21 protein-coding genes and 1 riboswitch are annotated in these 25,279 nt (G+C 60.8%); of the genes, 9 read left to right on the top strand and 12 right to left on the bottom strand.

Annotated elements, in window-relative coordinates; genetic code table 11:
• Positions 1-10 precede the first annotated feature (10 nt).
• From ACLIRY_RS00600 to ACLIRY_RS00570, 7 genes are all read right to left on the bottom strand, one after another.
• Positions 11-1,096 carry an ABC transporter ATP-binding protein gene (locus ACLIRY_RS00600; protein WP_413203399.1) on the bottom strand — a complete coding sequence of 362 codons (1,086 nt, stop codon included), beginning with the start codon at positions 1,094-1,096 and terminating at the stop codon, positions 11-13.
• Positions 1,097-1,175: 79 nt separating this feature from the next.
• Positions 1,176-2,402: an ABC transporter substrate-binding protein gene (locus tag ACLIRY_RS00595; protein WP_413203398.1), complete on the bottom strand. Its 1,227-nt coding sequence runs from the start codon at positions 2,400-2,402 to the stop codon at positions 1,176-1,178.
• Between the two features lie 66 nt (positions 2,403-2,468).
• Positions 2,469-3,233: an SDR family NAD(P)-dependent oxidoreductase gene (locus ACLIRY_RS00590; protein WP_413203397.1), complete on the bottom strand. Its 765-nt coding sequence runs from the start codon at positions 3,231-3,233 to the stop codon at positions 2,469-2,471.
• Complete coding sequence (locus ACLIRY_RS00585; protein WP_413203396.1) at positions 3,230-3,958, bottom strand: SDR family NAD(P)-dependent oxidoreductase; 729 nt, start codon at positions 3,956-3,958, stop codon at positions 3,230-3,232. Before ACLIRY_RS00585 ends, ACLIRY_RS00590 begins: the two co-directional genes overlap by 4 nt.
• Positions 3,955-4,803, bottom strand: coding sequence for an ABC transporter permease (locus ACLIRY_RS00580; RefSeq protein WP_413203395.1), 849 nt, complete (start codon positions 4,801-4,803; stop codon positions 3,955-3,957). Before ACLIRY_RS00580 ends, ACLIRY_RS00585 begins: the two co-directional genes overlap by 4 nt.
• A 2-nt stretch (positions 4,804-4,805) precedes the next feature.
• Complete coding sequence (locus tag ACLIRY_RS00575) at positions 4,806-5,723, bottom strand: ABC transporter permease (RefSeq protein WP_413203394.1); 918 nt, start codon at positions 5,721-5,723, stop codon at positions 4,806-4,808.
• Positions 5,720-6,784 (bottom strand): ABC transporter ATP-binding protein, encoded by a 1,065-nt coding sequence (locus ACLIRY_RS00570; RefSeq protein ID WP_413203393.1) that lies wholly within the window; start codon positions 6,782-6,784, stop codon positions 5,720-5,722. The genes ACLIRY_RS00575 and ACLIRY_RS00570 overlap by 4 nt, the downstream gene beginning before the upstream one ends.
• A 311-nt stretch (positions 6,785-7,095) precedes the next feature.
• On the opposite strand from ACLIRY_RS00570, the gene ACLIRY_RS00565 reads away from it, so the two are divergent.
• A complete protein-coding gene (locus ACLIRY_RS00565) occupies positions 7,096-8,106 on the top strand; it encodes a GntR family transcriptional regulator (protein ID WP_413203392.1) in 1,011 nt (336 codons plus the stop codon).
• A 23-nt stretch (positions 8,107-8,129) separates the two neighbouring features.
• On the opposite strand, the gene ACLIRY_RS00560 is transcribed toward ACLIRY_RS00565, so the two are convergent.
• Positions 8,130-9,044 carry a LysR family transcriptional regulator gene (locus ACLIRY_RS00560; RefSeq protein ID WP_413203391.1) on the bottom strand — a complete coding sequence of 305 codons (915 nt, stop codon included), beginning with the start codon at positions 9,042-9,044 and terminating at the stop codon, positions 8,130-8,132.
• Positions 9,045-9,303: 259 nt separating this feature from the next.
• Between ACLIRY_RS00560 and ACLIRY_RS00555 the strand changes: the two genes are divergently transcribed.
• From ACLIRY_RS00555 to ACLIRY_RS00525, 7 genes are all read left to right on the top strand, one after another.
• Positions 9,304-10,089: a 5-oxoprolinase subunit PxpA gene (locus ACLIRY_RS00555; RefSeq protein WP_413203390.1), complete on the top strand. Its 786-nt coding sequence runs from the start codon at positions 9,304-9,306 to the stop codon at positions 10,087-10,089.
• Positions 10,090-10,138: 49 nt separating this feature from the next.
• Positions 10,139-10,375 carry an acetyl-CoA carboxylase gene (locus ACLIRY_RS00550; protein WP_413203389.1) on the top strand — a complete coding sequence of 79 codons (237 nt, stop codon included), beginning with the start codon at positions 10,139-10,141 and terminating at the stop codon, positions 10,373-10,375.
• A gap of 3 nt (positions 10,376-10,378) precedes the next feature.
• Positions 10,379-11,743: an acetyl-CoA carboxylase biotin carboxylase subunit gene (locus tag ACLIRY_RS00545; protein ID WP_413203388.1), complete on the top strand. Its 1,365-nt coding sequence runs from the start codon at positions 10,379-10,381 to the stop codon at positions 11,741-11,743.
• Positions 11,744-11,753: 10 nt separating this feature from the next.
• Entirely contained in the window at positions 11,754-12,629 is an 876-nt protein-coding gene (locus ACLIRY_RS00540; protein WP_413203387.1) for a 5-oxoprolinase subunit B family protein, read from the top strand.
• The gene (locus ACLIRY_RS00535) at positions 12,619-13,596 is read left to right on the top strand and encodes a biotin-dependent carboxyltransferase family protein (RefSeq protein WP_413203386.1); all 978 of its coding nucleotides are present in this window, start codon (positions 12,619-12,621) and stop codon (positions 13,594-13,596) included. Before ACLIRY_RS00540 ends, ACLIRY_RS00535 begins: the two co-directional genes overlap by 11 nt.
• A gap of 250 nt (positions 13,597-13,846) precedes the next feature.
• A riboswitch (TPP riboswitch) is annotated at positions 13,847-13,979 on the top strand.
• A 105-nt stretch (positions 13,980-14,084) separates the two neighbouring features.
• Positions 14,085-15,929 (top strand): phosphomethylpyrimidine synthase ThiC, encoded by a 1,845-nt coding sequence (gene thiC, locus ACLIRY_RS00530; protein WP_413204170.1) that lies wholly within the window; start codon positions 14,085-14,087, stop codon positions 15,927-15,929.
• A 451-nt stretch (positions 15,930-16,380) separates the two neighbouring features.
• On the top strand, positions 16,381-18,324 hold the full coding sequence (locus ACLIRY_RS00525) for an asparagine synthetase B family protein (RefSeq protein ID WP_413203385.1): 1,944 nt from the start codon (positions 16,381-16,383) through the stop codon (positions 18,322-18,324).
• A gap of 52 nt (positions 18,325-18,376) precedes the next feature.
• Here ACLIRY_RS00525 and clpA read toward each other — a convergent pair whose 3' ends face one another.
• From clpA to ACLIRY_RS00505, 4 genes are all read right to left on the bottom strand, one after another.
• Positions 18,377-20,722 (bottom strand): ATP-dependent Clp protease ATP-binding subunit ClpA, encoded by a 2,346-nt coding sequence (gene clpA / locus ACLIRY_RS00520; RefSeq protein WP_413203384.1) that lies wholly within the window; start codon positions 20,720-20,722, stop codon positions 18,377-18,379.
• A gap of 140 nt (positions 20,723-20,862) precedes the next feature.
• Positions 20,863-21,195 carry an ATP-dependent Clp protease adapter ClpS gene (clpS, locus tag ACLIRY_RS00515; RefSeq protein WP_413204169.1) on the bottom strand — a complete coding sequence of 111 codons (333 nt, stop codon included), beginning with the start codon at positions 21,193-21,195 and terminating at the stop codon, positions 20,863-20,865.
• Between the two features lie 372 nt (positions 21,196-21,567).
• Complete coding sequence (locus tag ACLIRY_RS00510; RefSeq protein ID WP_413203383.1) at positions 21,568-22,404, bottom strand: phasin family protein; 837 nt, start codon at positions 22,402-22,404, stop codon at positions 21,568-21,570.
• Positions 22,405-22,713: 309 nt separating this feature from the next.
• Complete coding sequence (locus ACLIRY_RS00505) at positions 22,714-23,415, bottom strand: hypothetical protein (RefSeq protein WP_413203382.1); 702 nt, start codon at positions 23,413-23,415, stop codon at positions 22,714-22,716.
• Positions 23,416-23,728: 313 nt separating this feature from the next.
• Between ACLIRY_RS00505 and ACLIRY_RS00500 the strand changes: the two genes are divergently transcribed.
• Positions 23,729-25,129, top strand: a complete 1,401-nt coding sequence (locus ACLIRY_RS00500; RefSeq protein ID WP_413203381.1) for a serine hydrolase — start codon at positions 23,729-23,731, stop codon at positions 25,127-25,129.
• Positions 25,130-25,279: the final 150 nt, after the last annotated feature.

Here is a 25,279-nt window from a genome sequence, read left to right as displayed (position 1 = left end):
CATAGTCTCCTTATGGGTTCGATGGCATGAGGGTGACGGCCCCGGGATCCAGGCCCAAGGTCACCACAGCACCCACGTCCAGGATTTGGGCGCGGGCCGTATCGGAATGGGTTTCGATACCGATCTCCTGATCATTGGCCAGGCGCACGCGGAAATGTCCCGTGGCGCCGACCAATTGCTTCCAGACGACCCGCCCCGGCAGGGTCATCTCCCCGGGCTGGCCCTCGGGCGCCAAGCGGAACGCCTCGGCGGGAATGACCGCAAGGGTCGATCCCGATGGGCCGATACCGGAAATCGGACCCAGCGCAGTGTCGATGCGGTTAAACGCCTTCCCCAATGCCCCCCCTTCTGACGCCAGGGGCCGCCCCTCGATCAAGGTATTGGCGCCAATGAAGCGTGCGACAAAGGGGGTTTGGGGGCGCAGGTAAAGCTCTTTGGGGGTGGAAATCTGTTCCACCACGCCGTTGGACATGACCACCACCCGATCCGACAGCCCCAAGGCCTCCGACTGGGCGTGGGTGACGAAAACAAAGGTGATCCCCAGTTCCCGTTGCAGGAGCTTGAGTTCGTTCTGAATAATGCGACGCAGGTTGGCGTCCAGGGCACCGAGTGGTTCGTCGAGCAGCAGAATCTCCGGCTCCACCACCAGCCCCCGGGCCAGCGCGATGCGCTGGCGTTGCCCCGCAGACAGACGGTCGGCCTTGCGGTCGGCGACTTCCGTCAGGTCGAACATGTCCAGGATTCGGTCCACCTTGCGGTCCCGCTCGGCCCTGGGCAGGCCCTTCACATCCAGACCAAAGCCGACGTTCCGGCGCACGGTCATATGCGGAAACAGGGCATAGTTCTGAAAGATCATGGAGGTGGGCCGCTTTTCCGGCGGCGTGGCCGACACATTCCGTCCCTTGATCAGGATATCACCCTCGGTGATCTCCTCGAACCCGGCGATCATGCGCAGCGTGGTCGACTTCCCACAGCCCGAGGGGCCGAGAAAGGCAACGAACTCGCCCTTCTCCACCTGTAAATTGAAATTCGAGACAGCTTTGGTTCCATCGGCATAGGTCTTGCCGACCGACACCAGTTCCAGATCATGCACCATGGATAGCCCTCAGGAAGAAAGAAGCCCGGCCCCCCAACGTTGGGGAGAGGGAAGGGTCGGGGGACCGGGCGGAACCGGATCAAGCGTTCAGGAACTCGTCCCAACGCTGGATCAGGTGGTCATATTCGTCGGGCCACTGGTGCCAATAGGCAACGTTGGCGGCGCGGGTTTTCAGAGAACCGCCATCGCGCAGATCCCCTTCCTTGATGCCCCGTTCCTCGGGGCCGACCCAGGGCTTGCCCTCGTACCAAAAGGCGTATTTGTCCGGATCCATGAAATCCTTGATGTTCTTGGACGGGGAGTAATAGCCCTGTTCGGTGACCGCGATGCCCGGCGGACCGGAGAGCCAGAAATTGGCGTAGGAGATCACCGCCTCGCGGTTGGGGGTGCCCTTCAGCATCGACGGACCGATGGCCCAGGCCCGGTAGCCTTCTTTGGGGGTTGCGTATTTGGCGGGCTTGCCTTGGGCCTTGACCGCCATAACCGCAGGCTGCCAGGCGTCGCAAACCACCATCTCGCCCGAGGCCATCAGGTTGACCAACTCGCCAAAGTCCCCCCAAAGGGCACGGAACTGACCGTCCTTCTTTTTGGAAATCAGGAACTTAGCCGCCTCGTCGATATCGTCCTTGCCGGGATTTCCGGGGTTTTTGACGTCCAGAAGGCCTAAAGTGTTCATGGCCATAATCGCCTGACCGATGGCGATGAGAGGATCCACGTTCAGGCCGGAGCGGCCCTTCCATTTGGGATCGAAAATGGCTGTCCAGGTATTGGCCTCTTCATCGGACACCACATCCGGATTGTAGCCAACGGAGTCGTAGTTATAGACGGCTGGCACCATAAACAGCTCGGTCTGCGCCTCGTCGGCCCAGATCTGCCCGGTGATTTGTGACCGCGCGTCCCACTTGGGATCGACCTTGGTGAAGGTATCGCGGATCCCTGCCCAGTTCGGCAGTTCTGACACGGGAATGGTCTCCAGGTTGTCCGTGGCGATCAGCGCGGGCAGACGCTCGGCAATGATCTCCCAGACATCATAGTCCGAACCGCCAGACAGGATCTTGGTTTGGGCGTCCGGATAGGTGGACGGTGTCCCCGACACGGACCCCACGCCACTCGCCGTCTTGAACATCTCCAGGATACGGTCCTGCACGGTCACGGACAGGCCCGTGGTCCGCAGGCTTTCGCTGCTCAGGTCAGCGGCGCGGGCGAAGCGGGTCCAGGGATGGACACCAACACCCAAAGTCGCCACGCCCAGGGCGGCGCCCGCCTTGAGCAGGCCACGGCGGGTGACAGGGGAAGACTTAATCATAGTGAAACTCCCAATCTATTCGAGAAACGGGACTCATCGAAAAATGCGGGGGATGGACCGAGCGGTTCAGTACCGCCCCACCAACAGGCCGCCATCCACGGTGAGCACTTGCCCGGTGAGGTAGGACGCATCCGCAGAGGCCAGGAAGCCGATGACCTTGGCGATTTCCTCAGGCTCTCCCAGGCGGCCCATGGGGATGTAGGGGGAGGCAATTTCCGCTGCCTTGGGGCCGAGGCTGTTCTTCTCGCTGAGCAACTGGGCCGTGCGGATATAGCCCGGCGCGACGCCGTTGACACGGATGCCCGAGCGGGCCAACTCCACGGCCAGGCCCCGGACGAGCCCCACCACCCCGGCCTTGGCCGAGGAGTAGTGCACATGCGCGTCCCAGCCATAGGCGACCCCCATGATCGAGCTCAGGCAAATGATGGAGGACCCCGCACCCATGGCCGGAACGGCAGGGCGGATCACCCGCAGCATGCCTTTCAGGTCAATGTCGAAGGTCTCGTCCCATTTTTCGTCGGACAACTCCGCCAAAGGCACCCGGTGGGCGATGCCCGCATTGGCCACGACGACATCGACCTTGCCATGACGGGCCACCACCTCGGCCACGACGGCTTCTGCCTGGGCCGTATCCCGCACATTCAAGGGCAGGAAGACACAGTCTCCCCCTGCGGCGGTCAGCTCCTCGGCCAGGGCCCGCCCCTCATCCTCCAGCACGTCGGTGATGACCACATGATCCCCCTGGGCGGAGAACTGCGCGCAGGTGGCCCGGCCAATGCCGATTCCTCCGCCGGTCACGATGACGACCCGTTGTTCCTTGGTCTTGCTCACAGCATGACATCTCCCGAATTGGGCCCAAGAGTCTGGCCCACGAACAGGGCCGCCTCGGGCGAGGTCAGAAAGGACACGACCCCGGCCACCTCCTCGGGCTCACCAAAACGGCCCAGGGGCAATTGGGCGCGCTTGGCGGTTTTCCACTCCTCTGACAGGGCGGCAACAAGGGGGGTATTAATGGGGCCGGGCGCCACGGCGTTGACCCGCACCCCTCGGGTGGAGACCTCCCGGGCGAGGGATTTGGTCATACCGATGATCGCCGCCTTGGCGCCCGCGTAATGGACCAGGTCCACGCCCCCGATCTGCCCCAGTTGGGAGGCGATATTGACCACCACCCCAGTCCCGGCCTTGAGCATTGCAGGCAGGCAAGCCCGGGTGACCAGGAAGGTGCCCCGGACGTGAACCGCAAAAATACGGTCGAACTCTTCCGGGGCGATCTCCAGAAAGGGGGCCTGATGGGCATGTCCGGCGTTGTTGACCAGAATGGCGGGATCCCCCAGGACCGAGCGGACCTCGGCAACCATCTTGGCCACGGCGGTGGTGTCCGACACATCGGCAGCGACGGCATGGGCGGTGCCCCCGGCTTCTCGAATCCCTTGGGCCACTCGCTCTGCAGCGTCGGCCCGCAGATCATTGACGGCAACGGCTAGGCCGTCCTTGGCGAGGCGCAGGGCGATGGCTTCGCCGATACCCGACCCGGCCCCGGTGACAAGAGCACTCATGCCTCGACCTCCTGACCCTTGAAGCGGACCGTGTTCCGGCTGGTGAACCGCTTCATCAGCAAGCCGTAGATCACCAGAAGCGTGAAGGAAAACAGGGTGGTCAGAACCCCGAAGGCGAAAATGTTCGGATAGACCTCCACCGAGAAGGTGCCGTAGATGGCCAAAGGCAGGGTCAGGTCCCGTCCTGCGGTGAACAGGGTCCGGGCAAATTCGTCGTAGCTGAGCGTGAAACTGAACAGCATGGCCGACAGGACGCCCGGGAAGATGATCGGGAAGGTCACCCGTCGAAAGGTCTCCGCCGGGGTCACGCCCAGGGACATGGAGGCCTCCTCCACGCTCCGGTCGAAGCGGTTGAAGATGGCCAGCATCACCAGGAAGGCGAAGGGATAGGTGTAGACCACATGGAGGACGAAAGCCGTGCCCCACCAGGTCCGCTCAATGCCCAACAGGTTGGAGAAGAGGGCCATGCCCAAGCCGACCAGCACGCCGGGCACCATCATCCCCAGGATGATCAGGTAAAAGGCCGGCCCGGCCCCTTTGAAGCGGGTGCGGAAGGCCTCAGCGCTCATCACACCCAGGACCGTGGCCACCACGGTGGTCATGAACGCCAAGGTCAGGGACCGCACAAGACTTCCGCCCACGGGAAGTTGCGAGACACGCGAGGTCTCTGTCAGCCCCAAAAGATGCTGGTACCAATAGAGGCCCGGATCGGTCAGGGGAAACTGGGGCCCCCCCGTTGGCCCCTGGAAGGACAGGATCGTCAGCACGATCATCGGGCCATAGAGAAACAGCAGGAAAAGACAGGCGTACAGGCCGAGGCCCCGCCGGAGAAAGGGCAGATCCATGGTTACATTTCCTTCCGCAGGTCGACGATGCGCAGCGCCACGGAAATGACGGCGGCAATGATAAGCGTCAAAACAACCCCGGCGACCGCAGCGAAAGCCCATTTCAAGGACCCCACCTGGCTGACAATGATGTTGCCCAGCAGGTTGACCTTGCGGCCCGAAAGCGAGGCCGCTGTGGCGAATTCCCCCAACACCATGACCGAGACAAAGATCGCGCCAACCGCAACACCGGGCAGAGAGAGGGGCAGGATGATGCGGCGGAAAATGGTGCCAAATCCGGCTCCCAAGTCCCGGGCAGCCTCGATCACGGCGGGCTCAATGCGGCCGAGCATGAAGGTGATGGGGCCGACCATGAACACGCAATAGATCTGCGTCATGCCCACCAACACCGAGAACTCGGAAAACAACAGAAAGGTCAAAGGATGATCGATGATCCCCAGGTTCAACAGGATGGTGTTGACCGCCCCCTCGGTCCCCAGCATGGGGCGCCAGGCGATGACGCGGATCAGGAAGGAGGTCCAAAAGGGAATCACACAAGCGACCAACAGGGCGGTCTGGACGGTCTTCGACCGCACGAACAACCCAATGAAGAGCGCTACCGGATAGCCGATAAGCAAGGTCGCCAGCAGAACAATCCCCCAAATCTTCAGGGTGGTGGCGACGGATCCCAGATAGGTGGCCGAGCTGAGAAACCGCGCCCAACTCTCTGTTGTCAGCTCCGGCTTCACCGCGAAGGTGGTTTGGGTCCAGAACGAGACATAAACAACCATGGCCATGGGCAGGACCATGAACAGGGTCATCCAGACCAACCCCGGAGAGAGGAGCCAAAAGGCGCGGCGACGCCCCTCGCGCTCCCGCCGGGCGGCGGGGGAAAGGAAAGACGGCGTGGACGAGGATGGGGAGACGTTGGGGACGGTCATGACGGGGTCTTCTCGAACAACAGGGCTTCCGTGGGCGGAAAATACAGGGCGTATTCCTCTCCCTCGCGCAGGTCCGGCAAGCGGGGGGCCCCCAGATGGTCAACGACTTGGACCAGCCCCCCATCATCGGCTCGAAAAAAGGCCAGGGCCGTGGACCCGTTGAATTCTCCGGCGATGTAGCGGGCGGTGAAGTGGTCCTGCCCCCCGGGGGCCTGACCCGGCAGGCAAACGCCGATCTGGTCGAAGCGAATGGCCATCTCCGCCTGGCTGCCTTCGGCCAAAGGGCGGGGCATGGGCAGGGGACCGGCGCCGGTGGACAGGACGCCATCACGCACCCGTCCAGGGAAAATGTTCCAGGCATTGAGGTGACGGGCGGACTCGGCGCTGACCGGACGGGCGAAGAGCTCCGTCGGCTTGGCACATTGGGCAATCCGCCCCCCTGACAGAACCGCCACCTCGTCCCCCATGGTCAGGGCCTCGGTTTCCGAGCCGGTCACATGAAGAAAGGTGATCCCCAAGCGCTGCCGAATGGCGCGCAATTCCTCGCACATGCGGTCTCGCAGATTGGCGTCCAGGGCGCCAAGGGGTTCGTCGAGCAAGACAATACGCGGTTCGGTGACCAGAGTGCGCGCCAGGGCAACCCGCTGCCGCTGCCCGCCAGAGATGGCGCCAATCCCCCGGTTCCCCAGGCCCGTGAGCCCTACCAGATCGAGCATGTCCTTCACCCGACGCGTCACCTCCGCAGGGTCGGTCATCCGTCTCTCTGCCCGATGGCGCAAACCGTAGGCCACATTGTCGGTCACCGTCAGGTGGGGAAAGAGCGCGAAGTTCTGGAACACAAACCCCACATCCCGCTGGTGAATGGGGACACCGTCCAACCGCTGACCATCCAACAGAACCTGACCCGCATCCGGCTCCTCGAACCCGGCAATAACCCGCAGCAGGGTTGTCTTGCCCGCTCCAGATGCGCCCAAAAGCACGATGTAGCGATCACCAGGCACCTCGAAATCCAACCCGCTCAGGGCCACGACGTCGCCGTATCGCCGGGTTATGCCGTTCATGCTCAGCATGGTCGAAGCCTCTCCGGTGCGTTCAAAAAATGACTTTCGAATACAGACACCGTTTTTTGACGTCGGCAACAAAAATGTCTTTCGAATACATAATTCGTTTTTTAAGGCCCAAAAAATGCTCATAAATTATGCAAATGAGCTCATCTCTAAACTTTTTTGGCGAAAAATAGCCTATTTTCGCGTCTTATCCATAGTTCACAATGAATTTTGTGTACGAATCACCAAAGAATCGATCATTGCCAAAGTCCAACCTGTGGGGTCATTCTGCCGTTTCACGGAACAACCTTGGATGAAACGACGGGATGAAGACCGACACACCCCCCCCTTCGGACCGGTTCACCACGACCGAGGGTCAGCCGCCCCCCCTCTTTGAAGTCGCAGCAGAGGTCATCCGCGCGAACATTCTCGACAGCCATTTGCCCCCTGGCTTGGTTCTGCAGGAAAGTGCCCTGTCGGAACGGCTGTCCATGTCCCGGGCTCCGGTCAAACGGGCCCTCGCCGTTCTGGAAGCCGAGGGGCTGGTCAATCGATTTTCCGGACGGGGCTATATCGTGGGTGACGCGCGCCAAGAACCCCGCCGGGAAAACGTTCGGGAAATGGCCATGGACCTGTCGCTTCTGGATGGAACGGCGGGGCAACCCAACTGGCTTCGCATTCACGATGCGGTCGAACAGGAAGCCTCCCGCGCCCTGGTCTTCGGTCAATACCGGGTGATCGAAACCCTGATGGCGGAGACCTACGAAGTGAGCCGCACCGTGGTTCGCGATGTCCTTGGGCGCTTGCAAGAGCGGGGAATCGTTTCCAAAAGCGCTTCCTCGCGCTGGATCCTCGAGCCCCTGACGGCCCGTCGGATCCGCGACAAGTTCGAACTCCGGATGATTTTAGAAGTGGCCGCCCTGCGGTCCGCCGACCATGACCTGATGGCTCTGGAGCGCCTCAGGGCACGCATTATCCAGGCCGAAGGAATCGGCAAAATCGAGCCGTCCCACTGGTTCGGCTTGGTGAACGATTTCATTGATCTGACGATTCTGTCCACGCCCAACGCGGATCTTGCGTCCTTCATCAACACCAATCGCAAGGCCCTTCAGGCCTCTCAGAACGCCTTGCATGCCATCGGCCTCCCCGCCGACATCCAATCTCTTCGGGAACTGCGGATTGTCCTGGATCTGGTATTGAGCGGAACCGTACCGGCGGCGGCCGATATGCTTGAAACCCACCTGGCCAAGTCCCAGGACCGAACCATTGCCCAGTTGAAAATCGTCTCAGTCATGAGTCCGCCCGAGGACCTCGCCCCCTACCTGCAAATCGGTTAAGCCCGAAGAGAACGGGACGCCGATCACTCCGGCTGTAGGGGGAGAGGCATCTCGTAGGCCTGACTGAAATACCGACGGAACAGCTTCATGGCCGGTGACAGCTCCGCCCCCCGACGCCAGGCAAGCCCCACATTCATGGCCGGAACGGGCTGTGCCAGACCGACCGTTTCGATCCGGCGCCCTTCCAGGGACCAGGGGCGATAGATCATGTCCGACAAGATCGTTACCCCCTGACCGTTGGCGACCATTGAGCGCACAGCCTCGATGGACGAGGTGCGCAGCCGCACATTGGGAACGTAGGGAGTGGTATTCCAGTAGCGCAGGGTGGTATGGGCTGCCTCATCAACGGTCAGCATGATATAAGACTCTTCGGCGATCTCCCGCAGACCGACGGCATCCAACCCCAAGAGGGGATGATCCTGCGGCAACCACAAACGCCGCTGGCTGCTCAACAGGGTTTCCGTGACGATCTCGGGGCTCGCAATATTCGAGGTCAACACCACGGCCATGTCGAAGCGGTTCCCGATCAGGCCTTCCTCGATCATCTCCCGGCTCAGTTCGACCAATTGGATTTCCATGCGAGGGAAGCGTCGGTGGATCCGCTCCAGGTGTTGGGGCAGGAAATAGCCCATCACCGTGTAGCTGGCGGCAACGGACAGCGTTCCAGCCACTTCGTCACTGGCTACCCCCGCGTTCAAGGCATCGGTCACGCCCGCCAAAATCCGATTGGCAGAGCCCAGGAAACGGCGCCCCGCTTCCGTCAATTCCACGCCCCGGGCGGTCCTTACAAACAGCTTGCTTCCGGTCAGGACCTCCAACTCCTTGACCGCCGTCGTGATCGCCGATTGGGAAACGGAAAGCTCCTTCGCAGCTCGGGAAATCTGGCCCAGGTTCGCTGCGGCCACAAAGTACTTCACATGTCGGAAATTCAAGCTCACCGGACCACCTCATTGGAAAAACGAATACCACCCCATGGCAATATCAAATTCGATGACCATTTTTTGAACACACGCTCCGATTGAACGCCTGACTTTCAGGCGGATTCTCCTGTCGAACAGAACCTGCTTCTTCTGATTATTTGATAATGATGGCGCTAAAAACAGAATTTGCCAATAGAGGTCCGGATAGGCAAAGCTACATCAGACAATCGACGGGGTCACCGACACCCATTCCGGACATCCAGAGGAGGCACCGCCCGTGACGCAAAAATTGGTCGACCTGAATTGCGATCTGGGAGAGGGCTTTGGCCAATGGTCCCAAGAGGCCTCCGACGAGGATCTGATGGGGCTGATTTCCTCGGCCAACGTGGCGACGGGGTTCCATGCCGGGGACCCCAACCTCATGGACAGGGTCTGTCGTTTGGCGGTGAGTCATGGCGTCGCCCTGGGCGCCCATCCCGGGTATCGGGACCTGCAAGGCTTCGGTCGCCGGACCATCGAGGCCCGACCAGAGGAATTGGTCAACGATATCCTCTATCAAGTCGGCGCCCTGCGAGAAATCGCCCGGCGCCATGGGGCCCGGCTACAGCATGTGAAACCCCATGGGGCGCTCTACATGCGCGCTGCAACCAACGAGGATCTGGCCACTCAAATGGTCGAGGCGCTGCTGAAGACCGCGCCGGACTCCTTTCTGTTTTGCATGGGATCCTCCCTCACCTACCCCATCGCCAAACAGGTCGGTCTGCCCGTGATCCGGGAGTTCTACGCCGACCGGGACTATGACCAATCCGGCTCCATCGTCTTCGCCCGCGGGATGCGCCGCCTCGACCCCCAGGCCGTCGCCGACAAATGTTTGCGGGCCTGCCTGGAGGGCACCGTGCGGACCGTAGAGGGCGAAGACCTGCCGATCACCTTTGAGTCCATTTGCTTCCATTCCGACACGCCGGGTGCCCTGGCCATCGGCACGGCCGTCCGCAAGACCCTGGTGGAGGCCGGGATCCGTATCGCCCCGGCAGCCGAAGTGGTTGCCCAAGCCAAGGCCTGACCCCCTCCTCCCCTTATCCCCCCCCACCGCCACAGCAGGAGAAAATCCGATGCCCGAGATCCGTTCCCCGCTTCCCGGCACGTTCTACCGCGCCCCCTCCCCCGACCAGCCCCCCTTCAAGGTCGAGGGCGACCCTGTGGCCGAGGGAGATGTCATCGGCCTGGTCGAGGTCATGAAGTCCTTCATGGAAATCAAATCCGAGGCCTCCGGCACTGTGGTCAAATTCCTGGTCGACAACGAAGCCCCGGTTATGGCCGGCGCCGTCCTCGTCGAGCTGGCGGACTGAACGATGCCAATAAAACGCCTCTTCATCGCAAACCGGGGCGAGATTGCCGTCCGCATCAACCGCTCCGCCACGGAATTGGGCATGGAAACCGTCCAGGCCTACTCCGAAGCGGATCAGGACATGCTGGCGGTCAAGATGGCCACTCATGCCGTCTGTGTGGGTCCACCAGCGGCAAAGACCTCCTACCTCGCCGCCGACCGTTTGGTTTCCATCGCCAAGGAAGCGGGATGTGACGCCGTTCACCCCGGTTACGGCTTCCTCGCGGAAAACGCCGCCTTCGCCGAAGCGGTCGAGGCCGCAGGCATGGCCTTCGTCGGGCCACGCCCCGAAACCATCCGGACCATGGGCGACAAGGCCACCGCCCGGGCAACCGCCATCGCCGCAGGTGTTCCCGTGGTGCCGGGGAGCGATGGGGTGCTCACCGATATCGAAGATGCCGTCGCCTCGGCGCGGACCATCGGTTATCCGGTCATGATCAAGGCCACGGCAGGCGGTGGCGGGCGAGGCATCCGCATCGCCGAAACCGAGGAAGAGCTGCGCCAGCTCGCCCCCCAGGCCCAAGCCGAAGCCCTGGCCGCCTTCGGTGATGGCGGCTTCTACCTGGAGCGGGTCATCACCAAGGCCCGCCATATCGAGGTCCAGGTCCTTGGCGATGGCCAGCGCGTCGTCCATTGTTTCGAGCGGGAATGCTCGCTGCAACGGCGTCGGCAAAAGGTCTGGGAGGAGGCCCCCGCCGCCTGCCTGGACACAGAAACCAGAGCCGCCCTCTGCGCCTCCGCCGTCGCCTTGGCCGAAAGCGTTGGATACCGGGGCGCAGGCACCCTGGAATACCTCTACGATAATGACAGCGGCGCGTTCTACTTCATTGAAATGAACACGCGCATTCAGGTGGAACATCCGGTCACGGAAATGGTGACGGGATTGGACCTGATCGGGGAAATGCTCAAGATCGCCGGTGGGGCGCCCCTTAGCCCCAGGCAGGAGGATATCCACCTGGACGGCCACGCCATTGAAGTGCGCATCAATGCCGAAGACCCGGCCAACGACTTCATGCCCTTCCCCGGGGTGGTCGGGTCCCTGACCCTGCCAGAGGGCGACGGCATCCGCTTCGATGGCATGCTCTACGACGGCTACGCCATCCCCCCGTTCTATGACTCCCTTCTGGGGAAGCTGATCGTCAAGGCCGACACCCGCGAACAGGCCATTGAGCGCCTGCAAACGGCCCTGTCCGACTTAAAGATCGAGGGCGTCAAGACCACCATTCCCCTGCACCAAGCCCTCAGCACAGCCCCTGCGGTTCGCGCGGGCGCCGTCCACACTCAATTCCTGGAACCCTGGCTGGCCACCCATGGCCTGGCTCAAGCGTAAGGAGGACCGGATGAAGATTCGTTATTCCCATGGGGGCGACGAACATATCTTCGTCGAAATCGGCGAAGAAATGTCCCTGGACGCCTTTTTCATCAGCCTGTCCCTGACCAATGCCGTTCGCGAGGCCCAGATTGACGGTGTAATCGAAATTTGCCCCGCGAACAGCAGCTTCCAGGTCAAATTCGATCCGGAAAGGATTCCGCCATCGGAAATGATGGAGAAAATCAAGGCCTTGGAACACAAGGCCGAAGACGGCGACAAGACCCTGGCAACACGGATCATCGAGATTCCGGTCTATTATCAGGACCCCTGGACCCATGAAACCCTGATGCGCTTCCGCGAGCGCCACCAGGACCCCTCCGGCTCCGACCTCGCATACGCAGCGCGCATCAACGGTTATGACAGCGTCGAGGCCTTCATCACCGCCCACCATTCCTCGCCCTGGTTCGTGTCCATGGTCGGTTTTGTCGCGGGCTTGCCTTTTCTCTATCAACTGGTGGACCGGGATCGGCAGATTGAGGTCCCCAAGTACCTTCGCCCTCGAACGGATACCCCAAAGCAGACCGTGGGATACGGCGGGTGTTTTTCCTGCATCTATTCGGTGCGGGGTGCCGGTGGCTATCAGATGTTCGGCATCACCCCCATGCCGATCTACGACCCGACACAAACCCTGTCCTACCTGAAGGACTTCCTGGTTTTCTTCCGCCCCGGTGACATCGTCAAATGGAAGCCCATCGATCGGGCAGAATACGACGCCATCCTCGCCCAGGTCGAAGCCAACCGCTATACGCCCAAGATCAGGGAGGTGGTCTTCGATCTGGAGGCCTTCAAGGCCGATATGGACGGATTCAACGCGCAACTGATGGAGACCCTCAATGACGTTTAAAGTCATCGATCCCGGTTTGCTCACCACCATTCAGGACCTGGGACGGCCGGGTTATTTCCACCTGGGGATCCCCCTCTCCGGCGCCATGGACCGCTACGCCTTGCGCGCCGCCAACCTGCTGGTCGGCAACGAAGAGGGAGCCGCCGGGCTCGAAGCCGTTTTCATGGGGCCCCAACTGGAATTCGAGGTGGACAGCATGGTTGCCGTCACCGGCGCAGTCCTGCCTCCTCGGGTCGATGGAGAGGAACAGGCCCTGTGGACAGCCTTTCCGGTCAAGGCTGGCCAAAAACTGACCTTTGACTACCTTCAAGGGGGTGCCCGGGCCTACATCGCGTTTTCCGGCGGGATCACCACCCCCCCTCACCTGGGCAGTCGCTCCACCTACCCCATCGGTGCGTTGGGGGGCTACGACGGTCGGGCACTGGCGAAGGGAGATCGGGTGCCATTAGGCGAGGGAAGACCGGTCAAAGCCGGGCGCAGCATTCCCGCCTCCATGCGCCGCCGCCCCGGTTCTCCGACCGAACTGCGGGTTTTGCCGGGGCTATACTGGCATTTGATTACGGAGCAGGCGGGCCGAAACTTTTTCGAGGACGAATGGAAGGTCGCGCCGGAAGCCGACCGCATGGGGGTTCGGTTCCGCGGTGGTCAACCCATCGAATTCGTTCTCCGCGACCAGCCCTTTGGCGCCGGGTCGGATCCCTCGAACATCGTTGACGGCTGTTATTCCTATGGCTCCATTCAGGTTCCGGGTGGATCCGAACCTATCGTTCTGCACCGTGACGCGGTCTCTGGCGGCGGATATTTCACCCTCGGCGCGGTGGTATCGGCGGATATGGACCTGATCGGCCAGTTGCAGCCACATACTCCCACGCGATTCGTCCGCGTGACCATGGAAGAGGCCCTGACGGCCCGAAGGGGACGCGCGGCCCTGCTGTCCGCGATCCGGGAAACCCTCTCCGATCAGTGACATCACGGTCGCACTCTTTCCCGTGGACGGTTCCTTTCGATAGCATCCTTCGCCTACCAGAGAGCTCATTCCGACACCAGTACCTGGAAAAAGGGGGTTTGGGGGCATTGGTCCCCAAATGGACCTGGGCAATCGCCCAAAAAATACCAAACAGTGCCCTGTACTATGTATCCCCCCGGATGAGCTCCTCACGGGCTCATCCTTATTATTTCCCGTTTACAGTGCACGCCGATTTTGCCTATCCTAAAAGAACCTGTTCCAGGGGGGTCCCGGCAAGGGACTGAGATACCGTTGGTCATCCGGGGAAATCCGGACGGACGCGCGGTGACCCTTCGAACCTGATCCGGGTCATGCCGGCGAAGGGACGGAACCAGGGCCGCGCCACATCGGATCCGTCACCCAAGACAACCGCGATCCATCCCCTCCCCGGCGTCGCCCCCTCCCGCCTCCGTCGACAGACCCATCGGTCCATCCAAACGGAGAAGACGATGGCTGTCACACCAAACCAAGACTCCCTGCCCCTTACCCTGGCCGAATGCCGGACCCCCTTCCCGGCCTCACGCAAGCACTACGCCGCGCCCGCCGAACGCCCTCACCTGAGGGTTCCCTTTCGCGAGGTGACCCTCTCAGACCCCGGCGAGGCCCCCGTGCGGGTGCCAGACAGCAGCGGCCCCTATACGGACGCCGAGGCTCGGATTGACCTGAAAGCCGGTTTACCCCGCCTCCGGACGGCCTGGGTCTCCGCCCGAGGAGGGGTGGAGAACTACGACGGCGCACCCATTCCCCGGGACGAAACCTCCGAGATCTTCCCCCTCTTCCATCGCCCCCTGCGGCGGATTGGAGAAGGCCCCTTCACCCAGTTGGAATGCGCCCGCGCGGGAATCATCACCGACGAGATGGTCTACGTCGCCCATCGGGAAAACCTGGGCCGCGAGACGGCCGTCGCCGGGGCCGAGGAGCGTCTGACCAAAGGGGAGTCCCACGGCGCTGCCCTTCCCGCCCATGTGACTCCGGAGTTCGTCCGCAAGGAAATCGCCGAGGGCCGGGCCATCATTCCGGCGAACATCAACCATGGGGAACTAGAACCCACCATCATCGGCCGGAACTTCCTGGTGAAGGTGAACGCCAATATCGGCAACTCCGCCCTCTCCTCCTCCATTGAGGAGGAAGTTGCCAAGCTGGTCTGGTCCATACGCTGGGGCGCCGACACGGTCATGGATCTCTCCACGGGCAAGAACATTCACGCCACCCGGGAATGGATCCTGCGCAACAGCCCCGTGCCCATTGGCACCGTTCCCCTGTATCAGGCCCTGGAGAAGGTCAAGGGCGATCCGACCAAATTGGATTGGTCCGTCTTTGCTGAAACCCTGATCGAGCAATGTGAACAGGGCGTGGACTACTTCACCATCCATTCCGGCCTGCGCCTCGCCCATATCCCCCTGACGGCGGACCGGGTCACTGGCATCGTCAGCCGGGGGGGATCGATCATGGCCAAATGGTGCCTGTCCCATCACCGCGAGAGCTTCCTCTACGAACGGTTTGAGGACATCTGCGCCATCATGCGGCGCTATGATGTCTCCTTCTCCCTGGGGGATGGTCTGCGCCCGGGTTCGGTGGCGGACGCCAACGACGCCGCCCAGTTCGCCGAACTGGACACCCTGGGCGAATTAACGAAACTGGCCTGGGATAAGGGCTGTCAGGTCATGGTGGAAGGCCCCGGCCATGTGCCGATGCACAAGATCAAGGCCAATATGGACCGCCAATTGGAAACCTGCGGCGAGGCTCCCTTCTACACCCTCGGCCCCCTGACCACGGATATTGCGCCCGGGCATGACCACATCACCTCGGCCATTGGGGCGGCGATGATCGGTTGGTTCGGCACGGCCATGCTCTGCTACGTCACCCCCAAGGAGCACCTGGGCCTCCCCAACCGGGACGACGTGAAAGCCGGGGTCATCGCCTATAAACTGGCTGCCCATGCGGCGGACATCGCCAAGGGCCATCCCGCCGCCCAAATCCGCGACGATGCCGTCAGCCGGGCACGCTTCGATTTCCGCTGGGGGGACCAGTTCAACCTGGGCCTGGATCCGGACGGGGCGCGGGCCTACCACGACGAAACCCTGCCCCATGAAGCCCATAAGACTGCCCATTTCTGCTCCATGTGCGGTCCCAAGTTCTGCTCCATGAAGATCAGTCACGAGGTCCGGGACGAAGCCGCCAAGGAAGCGCAAGCGGGCATGGCGCGCATGAGCAAGGCCTTCCAGGCCGCCGGTGGCGAAGTCCAATTGGATACGCAAACCCTCCACAAGGTCGCTGCCGAAATTCAACCCTGATCGAAAATCTTGTCCTTGGATCAAACCGCCTTAAATCGATTCCGATTCAAGGCGGTTTGATCTAGATTCAACAAGTTGAGCACCAGCTACGACAGTGCAATTCAGCACCGAAACCGAAACCAACCCTGGATGCCCGTTTTCACAGTACACGACAGTGTCTTGTCTTTTTTGGGCGACTGATTTGTGGAAAGGAGCTTGCCCCTCTCCCCTAAAACACACCTCCTCCGGCCGGGCCTGGGGCCCCGAAATTTGGCCTTAAAGATAGAATCTGGCCATTTCGTCCCTTTTCCCTTGCTGCCAGACTTCCCCCACCTCCTCCCTTGACCTATGCTCCGCCATGGACCAGACCAGTCTAAGGCGGTCCAGACTCCATCCAATGCAAGATGGCCAAAACCGAGCATGCCACTGGATCCCGCTTCGAGAACACGCTTACAATTTCTGGACGCCGTCGATGACCGCTCTTGCTGCCTGCCTGTCGTGGTCTGCCAATGCCCACGCCCGCTCCATCACCGACCGCATACTCACCGCCCAAAAGCAGTTCGGCCCGCACCATACCACCCTATGGGGTGATGGCTCCTTTGCCTGCGGGCGCAATCTCATGCGGACCGTTCCAGATGACCTGATGGACCGCCAACCGTTTATCATCGGTGGCGGTCGTGCCATGATGGCCGCAGATCTACGCCTCGACAACCGTGATGACCTGCTCGACGCACTCGACATCCCGGCGTCAAAGGCGCGCATGCTTGCCGATGGTGGCGTACTGGCCGCCGCGCTGGACCGCTGGGGACTGGAAGACACGCTGCCCCGCCTCGTTGGCGTGTTCGCCTTGATCATCCAGGATAGACAAGACGGATCCATCACCCTGGTCCGCGACCCCATAGGGCTCAGTCCCCTTTTTTATAGTCGCCAATCCCGGTTCCTGGCGGTCTCAAGCATGATCCAGGGGCTGTTCGCCCTGCCAGAGGTTGAGAGGGACTTCGATGAAAAGCGACTGGCAGAGCACCTCGCCCTGCTTCCCCAGGACAGTCCATCCACCCTCTACGCCCAGGTCAACCGGGTCATGCCCGGACACTGGACAAGGCTTTCCGCAGATGGCCAGGAACAGATCCATCCATGGTCTGACCTGACAGCCATCCCCGAGGCATCGTCCCTGTCCTTCGAGGACGCCCTGGAAGCCATGGACGAGGCGATGACCCGGGCCACCTACGCCATGACACGGTCAACGGGTGGCGTCGGCAGCCAGTTGAGCGCCGGGTTGAGCAGCGGCGTCATCACCGCCCTGGCTGCCCGAACTCTGACCAAGGCCGATAAGCCATTACATACCTTTACGGCCGCACCACGGGACACGACCGCCATCCCCCCGGCCCTGCGCCCCACCAGTGACGAATGGCCCCAAGCCGTGAAAGTCGCTGCGCATTTCCCCAATATCATCCACCACCGGGTCTTCAACGACGCGTCCTCCATGCTGGAAACCAATGCTCGATATGTGAGGGTCATGAATGAGACCCCGCCGAACCTGCCGAATGGCGTCTGGATGGACGCCATCAACCAGGATGCCAGGTCAGCAGGCGTCACCACGATGTTATCTGGTCAATTCGGGACGATTACGTTCAGCGCCGGACTCCCCTCCCTCTCAACGGAATTTATGGCCCGTGGTCTTGGGCTCCCATTGGCCAAGGGGTCCTGGCAGTTGTGGCGGAAGGGGGCGATAACAGGCCGAACGGCTATTGCCCATACCCTGCGCGCCCTTCTCACCAGCACACAATACGCCGCTCTTCAGCGCCGTTTCGCCCGTCCCATGCGGACGAAATCCTCGACGAACGAGGACATGCTCCATGATTCGATCCGAACACGTCACGACCTGGATACGCGCATCCGCAACCAACTCATCGGCGGTATGACCGACCCGGATCTGTCCCGAAATTTCCGCGTGAACCGGATGACCCAAGTCGACATTGGGACCTTGCGCAAGGCTATGCTGGGATTGGATCAGATCGACGTGAGAGACCCCAGCTGCGATCTACGGGTTGTCCGCCTCTGCCTGTCCCTTCCCCTGCCCTTCTTCATTCGAGGACGGGATCGCGCCTTCGCACAAGCCCTCTACGAACGCCACATATCGACCGCTGGTTTGGCCACCTTTTTCTGCGGACATCAGGCGGCGGACCAAAACATCCTGTTCCAACGGGACCGCAATCAAATTATCGAACTTCTCGGCAGCGTCACGCAAGGCAGCCCCCATTTGAAGCCCATCGCCATGGACACCATTTTGAACGACCTCGTCACGCCATCTGATTCCCCTCTCCTCGACACAGAACAGACCTTGGTCCTCAACACAAAATATTCCCGGCTTATCGGATTGAGCCAAGTTATTCGCGCCAAAATGGCCTCACTCTAAAGTCATTATTATTAAAGTGAGGCCATCTTCCTCTCATCAACCTTGACAGCCCCTACTTCCCGACGTCTTCCGTCGGCATGTCCTCGTCGGACTCCTCGCCCGCTTCCCTGGCATCGATCTTGGCCTGTTGTTCCTTGGGCAGATCGAAGAAGGCAAAGTCGGGCTGGCCATCCTTGACGCCGACCTTGACCCGACCACCCTTGACCAGCTTGCCAAACAGCAGTTCCTCGGCCAAAGGCTTTTTGATGCTCTCCTGGATGACCCGGGCCAGTGGCCGGGCCCCCATCCGCGGATCGTAGCCCTTCTCCGCCAACCAGCTCCGGGCCTTATCGGTCAGCTCAATGGTCACGTTGCGATCGGCCAGCTGGGCCTCAAGCTCCATGATGAACTTATCGACAACCATCCCCACCGTTTCCGATGCCAGGGCAGCGAAGGGAATGATGGCGTCCAGGCGATTGCGGAACTCTGGCGAGAAGGAGCGTTCAATCTCCTCCACGTCATCGCCTTCCCGGACCTCACGGCCAAAGCCGATGGCGTTCTTGGCCAGGGCCTGGGCGCCCGCGTTTGTGGTCATGATCAGGATCACATTGCGGAAGTCCACATGCTTGCCGTTGTGGTCGGTCAGCTTGCCATGGTCCATGACCTGCAGAAGGATATTGAACAGGTCCGGATGGGCCTTCTCGATTTCGTCGAGCAGCAGCACGCAGTGGGGTTGCTGGTCCACCGCATCGGTCAACAGCCCCCCCTGATCAAAGCCCACATACCCCGGTGGCGCGCCGATCAGCCGAGAGACCGAATGGCGCTCCATGTATTCCGACATGTCGAAGCGTACCAGATCGATGCCCATGATATTGGCGAGTTGCCGAGCCACTTCCGTCTTGCCGACACCGGTCGGACCGCTGAACAGGTAGCTTCCGATCGGCTTGCCCGCGTCGCGCAGTCCCGCCCGAGCCAGTTTGATGGCACTGGACAAAGCGGTGATTGCCGCATCCTGGCCGAAAACCAGAGTCTTCAGGTCCCTTTCCAGGGACTTCAGAACCGTTTGGTCATCCCGGGACACGGACTTCGACGGGATCCGAGCGATCTTGGCGACGATCTCCTCAATATCCTTCACCGAAACCGTCTTCCGCCGCTTGCTTTCGGGCAGGAGCATGCGGGCCGCTCCCACCTCGTCGATCACATCGATGGCCTTGTCAGGCAGCTTACGATCATGGATGTACTTGCTGGACAGTTCCACCGCCGCACGGACGGCATCGTTGGTATAGCGGACCTTGTGATGGTCTTCGTAGTAGCCCTTGATCCCTCGGACGATCTTGACCGCGTCCTCAAGGTTGGGTTCGTACACATCGATCTTCTGGAAGCGTCGCACCAGGGCGCGGTCCTTCTCGAAGTGCCCCCGGAACTCCTTGTAGGTCGTCGAACCGACACAGCGCAACGCCCCTTGGGCCAGGGCAGGTTTGAGCAGGTTCGACGCATCCATGGAGCCTCCGGAAGTCGCGCCCGCTCCGATCACCGTATGGATCTCATCGATGAACAGGACCGCCCCGTCCAGGGCCTCCAATTCACTGACAACGGCCTTCAGCCGCTCCTCGAAATCTCCCCGATAGCGGGTACCAGCCAAAAGGTTGCCCATGTCGAGCGCAAAGATGGTCGCATTCTGGAGAACTTCCGGCACTTCCTTCTTGACGATGCGCAGGGCCAACCCCTCAATGATGGCCGTCTTGCCGACACCCGGATCACCCACCAGCAAGGGATTGTTCTTCGTGCGACGGCAGAGAATCTGGATGGTGCGCTCCACTTCGAGATCGCGACCGATCAGGGCGTCAATTTTGCCCGCCTCTGCCTTCTCGTTCAGGTTCACGCAATAGGCGTCGAGCGCCTCCCGTCCTTTTTTGACGGGCTCCTCGCCCTTGCTCTCATTCTCGGTTGCGCCCTTGGGGCTCCGGGGCTGGCCGTAGCCAGGAGCCTTGGCGATGCCATGGCTGATGTAGTTAACGGCGTCCAAGCGGGTCATGTCCTGCATCTGCAGGAAATAGACCGCATGGCTTTCCCGCTCGCTGAACAGGGCCACCAGGATATTCGCGCCGGTCACCTGTTCGCGCCCAGAGGACTGAACATGGATGGCAGCGCGCTGAACCACGCGCTGGAACCCGGCAGTGGGTTTGGGGTCACCTTCAGGAACGGCGACGACAAGGCCAGTGAGCTCGTGCTCGACGAATTCCGTCAACTGCTTGCGCAGCTTCTCGATATCGATGGAACAGGCTTTCAGGACGGAAACCGAGTCCTGATCATCGACCAAGGCCAGCAACAAGTGTTCCAAGGTGGCGTATTCATGCCTCCGCTGGGTGGCGAGTGCCAGGGCCCTATGAAGAGTCTGCTCTAGATTGCGCGACAGCATGCCCGCTCCTTCCGTGACCTGTTTTCCGCTCTGGCCTGGTCGCGCCTAAGGCGTCCCCTCAGCCCCTCTTGGTCCTTGGCCGTTTCAGTCCCCGTTCAACCACAGGTGCATGCGCCAACCCGTCGGCGCATGAGATGCCCCTACTCCTTTTCCAAGGTGCATTGGAGGGGGTGTTGGGAGCGCCTGGCCAAATCCATGACCTGATTAACCTTCGTCTCAGCCACTTCGTGGGTGAAAACCCCGCAAAGCCCCACGCCCTTTTGGTGGACATGCAGCATGATTTGGGTCGCCTCCTCATGGCTTTTGGAAAAAAACCGCTCCAAAACGTGAACAACGAATTCCATGGGCGTATAATCGTCGTTCAGCATCAAAACTTTGTACATGGAGGGCTTTTTGGTCTTGGGCTTGGCCTTGACCACGACACCGGTGCCAGGACGTCCATCCGACCCATTGTCGTCTCCATTCTCGGCCATCCAAATCTTAATCTCGTTAGCCATCCTTACCCATGCCTTCCATCTTTGCGCTCCATCCATCCACCGTGGCGCCCCCCTGGGGAGACCCGATGAGTGATGCGTCACACACCCATCATATTGGTAATTTTTTCCGCCGATAAAGACCCATTTATTCCATGGGCTTCTTTCAAGAGCCTCAAAAAACAAAGGCCTCCCCCAACCCATGGCCGGGGGAAGCCTGTTTTTTTTCGCCCGCCTCCCTCCCGGAAACAAGGGTCCGGTCCGAAAATGCGACTTTAGTCGTGAGGCACCCAGATGACCCGGTAAAGCTCTATGAAGCTCATTTGAGGGCCAGAAAGACTTCGATCAATAGGTCCCGAACAAGGGTTCACCCTATTTTACTGCGAAAGCCTTATTCAGGCTTGCGACGGCGCTTTCGGCCCGTTCGGTCAAAGGCACGGTGGCGTCCTCAAGCATCTTGCTGACCAGGTCACCAACCCGCTGACCAACAGCCATAGCCTTTTCGGTGGCTTTCTCGACGGCGGCCATTTCCATTTCAAGGGCTTTCTCGGGACCACCGCAGTCCATCAGGTCGCGGCCAAACGTGGCCCCGTCCTCGACCATGTCCTTCATATAGTCATAGGAGAGAATCGTAAGATCCTGACCACCCTTCACCAAAATGGCGGAGGACTCTCCCATGGCTTCCAGATTGGCTTTCAGGAAGGACAAGCCATCTTCAATGCCCGTTCCAACACCCAACCCAAAGGGTCCACCAGCCTTCTCAACCACTTCAACTTGTTCCTTGGTGAAGACAATGGCCTTTTCGTAGGTCTCACTCACCACGTCGACGCCGACTCGAGCGACGGTCTCCAAGGCGGATCGCCCGGCCTCAGCGCTCACCGAACCGGCTTCAACCACATCTTCTACGGCCTTCAACAGATCCACCGAGGCCATTTCGCCTTCAATAGCACTGGCAGGCGCCTCAGCCGAAGCGGTCGGCTTGGCGGCGACGGGTTCCGCAGCGGGAGTGCTTACCGGCGGCGCTGTGGCCTCTACCACCGGCTCCACGGGGCCGGGTTTCACAGAACCGGGCTCTGCAGGAGCCGATTGCTTAGCAGGCGCCTTCGCCGCAGCGGCCTTGGCGCGACGGGCGGAGGGCCTGGCTGCTGCAGTCTTCGGAGTAGCGGATGCGGTTGGGGCGACGCCCTCAGGCTTATTTGGCTCGGACATGGGGACTGAACTCCTCGGCTCTCTCAGGCCCCCTTCACCTTCGCGGCGCCGGGGGCGACCTTTCCCTGGATTTCGTGTGCCACGCGCCACCGACGCCTTGGGCCAAACCTTGATCGGTCTCCCCGCGCGCTCGCGCGTGCCTACCACGCCACATCCCGCCGCTCGCTGGGTCGGCAAGAATGCTGCGTCGCAATATAATCAAACTATGATCCGCACCTCATGCCAAGTCAACCGCGATTGTCGCGCCGCAACATTCTCATTATAAGTGTCACTGCTTTTGCCGCGCCCCAACCCTGTCAGGTTCGGATTTCAGGAGCCGAACTTCGGCACTTCGCCCCCGATGGGCGCACCGTCAATCAAACCGTTGGGTCCCACCCGCAAACGAAACAGAAAGTCCTTCCGACGCTGGGCTTCCAGACTTCCTCGCATGGCCTTTTCATAGTGGGGCAAGGGCCTTTTGGGTTTATCCAGGTCGACGAGGACGTCATCAAAGGTCAAGGCGTCGAAGCGGGAGGAGGGATCAGCCCAGGCATTGAAAACCACAGCCCCATCAAGACACCCCACCACAACCCAATAGAAGCGGTCAGAGCGCAATTCCAGGCCAACAGGTGGCGGCTTTGTGAGTCCATCGGCGTCCAGCGCCGCAAGCAAACGCGACCAACCGACCCCATCCAAGGCCTGGACCCGACTGGTTCCACGCCAGGGGTCGAAGAGCGAGGAGAGGCCGGATATATTGGCCAAGGTGGTCAAATCGGCCGGGCCAATCATCCGGGACGACAGACTCCGATCTCCGCCAAGGTCTTGGATTTCGTATAGGCGCAGATCCTCCGAATAGACCCCGTTGAAGGTGGCCCGCAGGTGATCGGGAGCCCCCGGTTGACAGGCGACACGAATGTCATCGCCATTCAAATAGGAGTACCAGGAGAGGCGACGCTCGACGGGACTATTGATATCTCCGGAGCTGGCACAGCCGCCCAAAAGCAAAATAGCCAGAACAAAAACGCATGACAAAAGGGGTGATTGAGACGAATCCGAAACATCCTCTTCACCCCTGTGAAATTCCCTTGACCCAAAAATCATTTCTTAACCCTTTCTTCTTAAGATCTTACTTTAGAAATAGGCCACCTATGTGGCTAATCTGTGGGAAAAAGTGCCTCTTCGCCATGGACAGCGAATCGGGGCTACCGTATCCTCCGGACCGAATCAGAGGACAGGTCCTCTCTCTTCATTTGGCCTCTCCCAGATGGGGATATTGACAGCCCTGCACGGGCAATGTCCTCTCATACGATCTTCAGACGTGGACGGGAACGCGATGGACGCAATTTTGGAACAAGACACGCACCCCGTAGGCAAATGGCCCTCAAGCCGACGCCTGGCCATGCACGGCCGCCGATTTGGCGCGGTGACTCTCCTGGCACTGGCGTTTTCCCTGGTCGTGGCGCTGGCGGTACCGACCCGGTCTTGGGCTGGTTATGCCTCCATCGTCGTCGACGCCGAAACCGGAACCGTTTTGCACGCCCGCAACGCGGACACCCGCAACTATCCGGCTTCCTTAACCAAGATGATGACCCTTTACCTGCTTTTCGAGGCCATGGACCAGGGAAAGTTTACCACGAGCAGCCGCCTGAAGGTTTCCGCCCGGGCGGCGAGCCAACCCCCCACCAAATTGGGGCTGAAACAAGGGTCCACCATTAAGGTTGAGGACGCCATCAAGGCCTTGGTCACCAGATCCGCCAATGACGTGGCCGTGGTCGTGGGCGAGGCGCTGGGTGGCACCGAATCCAAATTCGCCAAACTGATGACCAAGAAAGCCAAGCAGTTAGGCATGACCCGGACAACCTTCCGCAATGCCTCTGGCTTACCCAATAATGGGCAGATGTCCACCGCACGGGATATCGCGGTCCTGTCCATGGCCCTGATGAAGCACTTCCCCCATCATTACCACTATTTTGCCACGGAATCCTTCCGCTTCGGCAACAGGACCATCACCACGCATAACCATGTGCTGAAAGAGTATAAGGGCGCCGATGGCCTTAAAACCGGCTATATTCGTGCTTCGGGCTTCAATGTGGCCTCTTCGGCGGTGCGCAACGGCCATCGCGTCATTGGAGTCGTCTTCGGAGGCCGCACGGCGCGCAGCCGGGACGCCCATATGATGAAGTTGCTGGACGAAGGTTTTACCAAGGTCGCCAAGTTGAACCCCGCCGTCCCCGTTCCCGACCTAAAGCCCGGTACAGTGGTCGCGGCATCCAGTGGACCGAGATTCGGCGACGACCGGTTAACCGATATGGGCTCTGCTGACGACCCTCCCCTGCCCCCGCCGCCCAAGCCCGGCACTCAGGTCGCCCAGGTCACGCAAAAAGTTACCCAGCAGGTTGCCATGGTAACCCCTCCGACCCCGCCCGTGATCCGCAAATCTGGAGCGTCCAAGTCCGCCAATACCGTTCCTGGCAAAGGGTCCTGGGGTATTCAGGTTGGGGCATATAGTCAGGCCGATGCGGCTCGCAACGCGGCAACCCGGGCAAAAGGCCTGCTCAGTCCGTCCTACGGCAGGTTGACCCCCCAGGTCCTTCCCCATCCGGCGTCGAGCGGCACCCTTTTCCGCGCCCGAATCCTTGGTATGGCGAACGAGAAAGAAGCCCGGGGTGCCTGCGCTCTGATCCAGCGGTCCAACCGGTCCTGCCTGGTCGTTATGCCTACAGGAAGCAGCATAGTCTTCCGCTAGAACACGATGAAATCAGGTCTGTTCGACCTGATTTCATAAACGTGATCCAAATCCTATGGTCAGAGTGGAAGATCAAGTCGGCTCCTCGGTACACGACAGTGTCTTATATGTTTTGGGCGATTGCCCAAACCCCGTGACGGGAAAACACCA

The organism is Rhodospirillum sp. A1_3_36 (assembly GCF_047263945.1).
GTDB lineage: Bacteria > Pseudomonadota > Alphaproteobacteria > Rhodospirillales > Rhodospirillaceae > Rhodospirillum.
This window is presented reverse-complemented; position numbering and strand designations above follow the sequence as displayed.

What these genes read in the sequence shown, in the direction of transcription:
- ACLIRY_RS00600 (WP_413203399.1), bottom strand. Translation starts at nt 1,096, where the DNA reads ATGGTGCATGATCTGGAACTGGTGTCGGTCGGCAAGACCTATGCCGAT.
- ACLIRY_RS00595 (WP_413203398.1), bottom strand. Translation starts at nt 2,402, where the DNA reads ATGATTAAGTCTTCCCCTGTCACCCGCCGTGGCCTGCTCAAGGCGGGC.
- ACLIRY_RS00585 (WP_413203396.1), bottom strand. Translation starts at nt 3,958, where the DNA reads ATGAGTGCTCTTGTCACCGGGGCCGGGTCGGGTATCGGCGAAGCCATC.
- ACLIRY_RS00580 (WP_413203395.1), bottom strand. Translation starts at nt 4,803, where the DNA reads ATGGATCTGCCCTTTCTCCGGCGGGGCCTCGGCCTGTACGCCTGTCTT.
- ACLIRY_RS00575 (WP_413203394.1), bottom strand. Translation starts at nt 5,723, where the DNA reads ATGACCGTCCCCAACGTCTCCCCATCCTCGTCCACGCCGTCTTTCCTT.
- ACLIRY_RS00570 (WP_413203393.1), bottom strand. Translation starts at nt 6,784, where the DNA reads ATGAACGGCATAACCCGGCGATACGGCGACGTCGTGGCCCTGAGCGGG.
- ACLIRY_RS00565 (WP_413203392.1), top strand. Translation starts at nt 7,096, where the DNA reads ATGAAGACCGACACACCCCCCCCTTCGGACCGGTTCACCACGACCGAG.
- ACLIRY_RS00550 (WP_413203389.1), top strand. Translation starts at nt 10,139, where the DNA reads ATGCCCGAGATCCGTTCCCCGCTTCCCGGCACGTTCTACCGCGCCCCC.
- ACLIRY_RS00545 (WP_413203388.1), top strand. Translation starts at nt 10,379, where the DNA reads ATGCCAATAAAACGCCTCTTCATCGCAAACCGGGGCGAGATTGCCGTC.
- ACLIRY_RS00540 (WP_413203387.1), top strand. Translation starts at nt 11,754, where the DNA reads ATGAAGATTCGTTATTCCCATGGGGGCGACGAACATATCTTCGTCGAA.
- ACLIRY_RS00535 (WP_413203386.1), top strand. Translation starts at nt 12,619, where the DNA reads ATGACGTTTAAAGTCATCGATCCCGGTTTGCTCACCACCATTCAGGAC.
- thiC (WP_413204170.1), top strand. Translation starts at nt 14,085, where the DNA reads ATGGCTGTCACACCAAACCAAGACTCCCTGCCCCTTACCCTGGCCGAA.
- ACLIRY_RS00525 (WP_413203385.1), top strand. Translation starts at nt 16,381, where the DNA reads ATGACCGCTCTTGCTGCCTGCCTGTCGTGGTCTGCCAATGCCCACGCC.
- clpA (WP_413203384.1), bottom strand. Translation starts at nt 20,722, where the DNA reads ATGCTGTCGCGCAATCTAGAGCAGACTCTTCATAGGGCCCTGGCACTC.
- clpS (WP_413204169.1), bottom strand. Translation starts at nt 21,195, where the DNA reads ATGGCCGAGAATGGAGACGACAATGGGTCGGATGGACGTCCTGGCACC.
- ACLIRY_RS00510 (WP_413203383.1), bottom strand. Translation starts at nt 22,404, where the DNA reads ATGTCCGAGCCAAATAAGCCTGAGGGCGTCGCCCCAACCGCATCCGCT.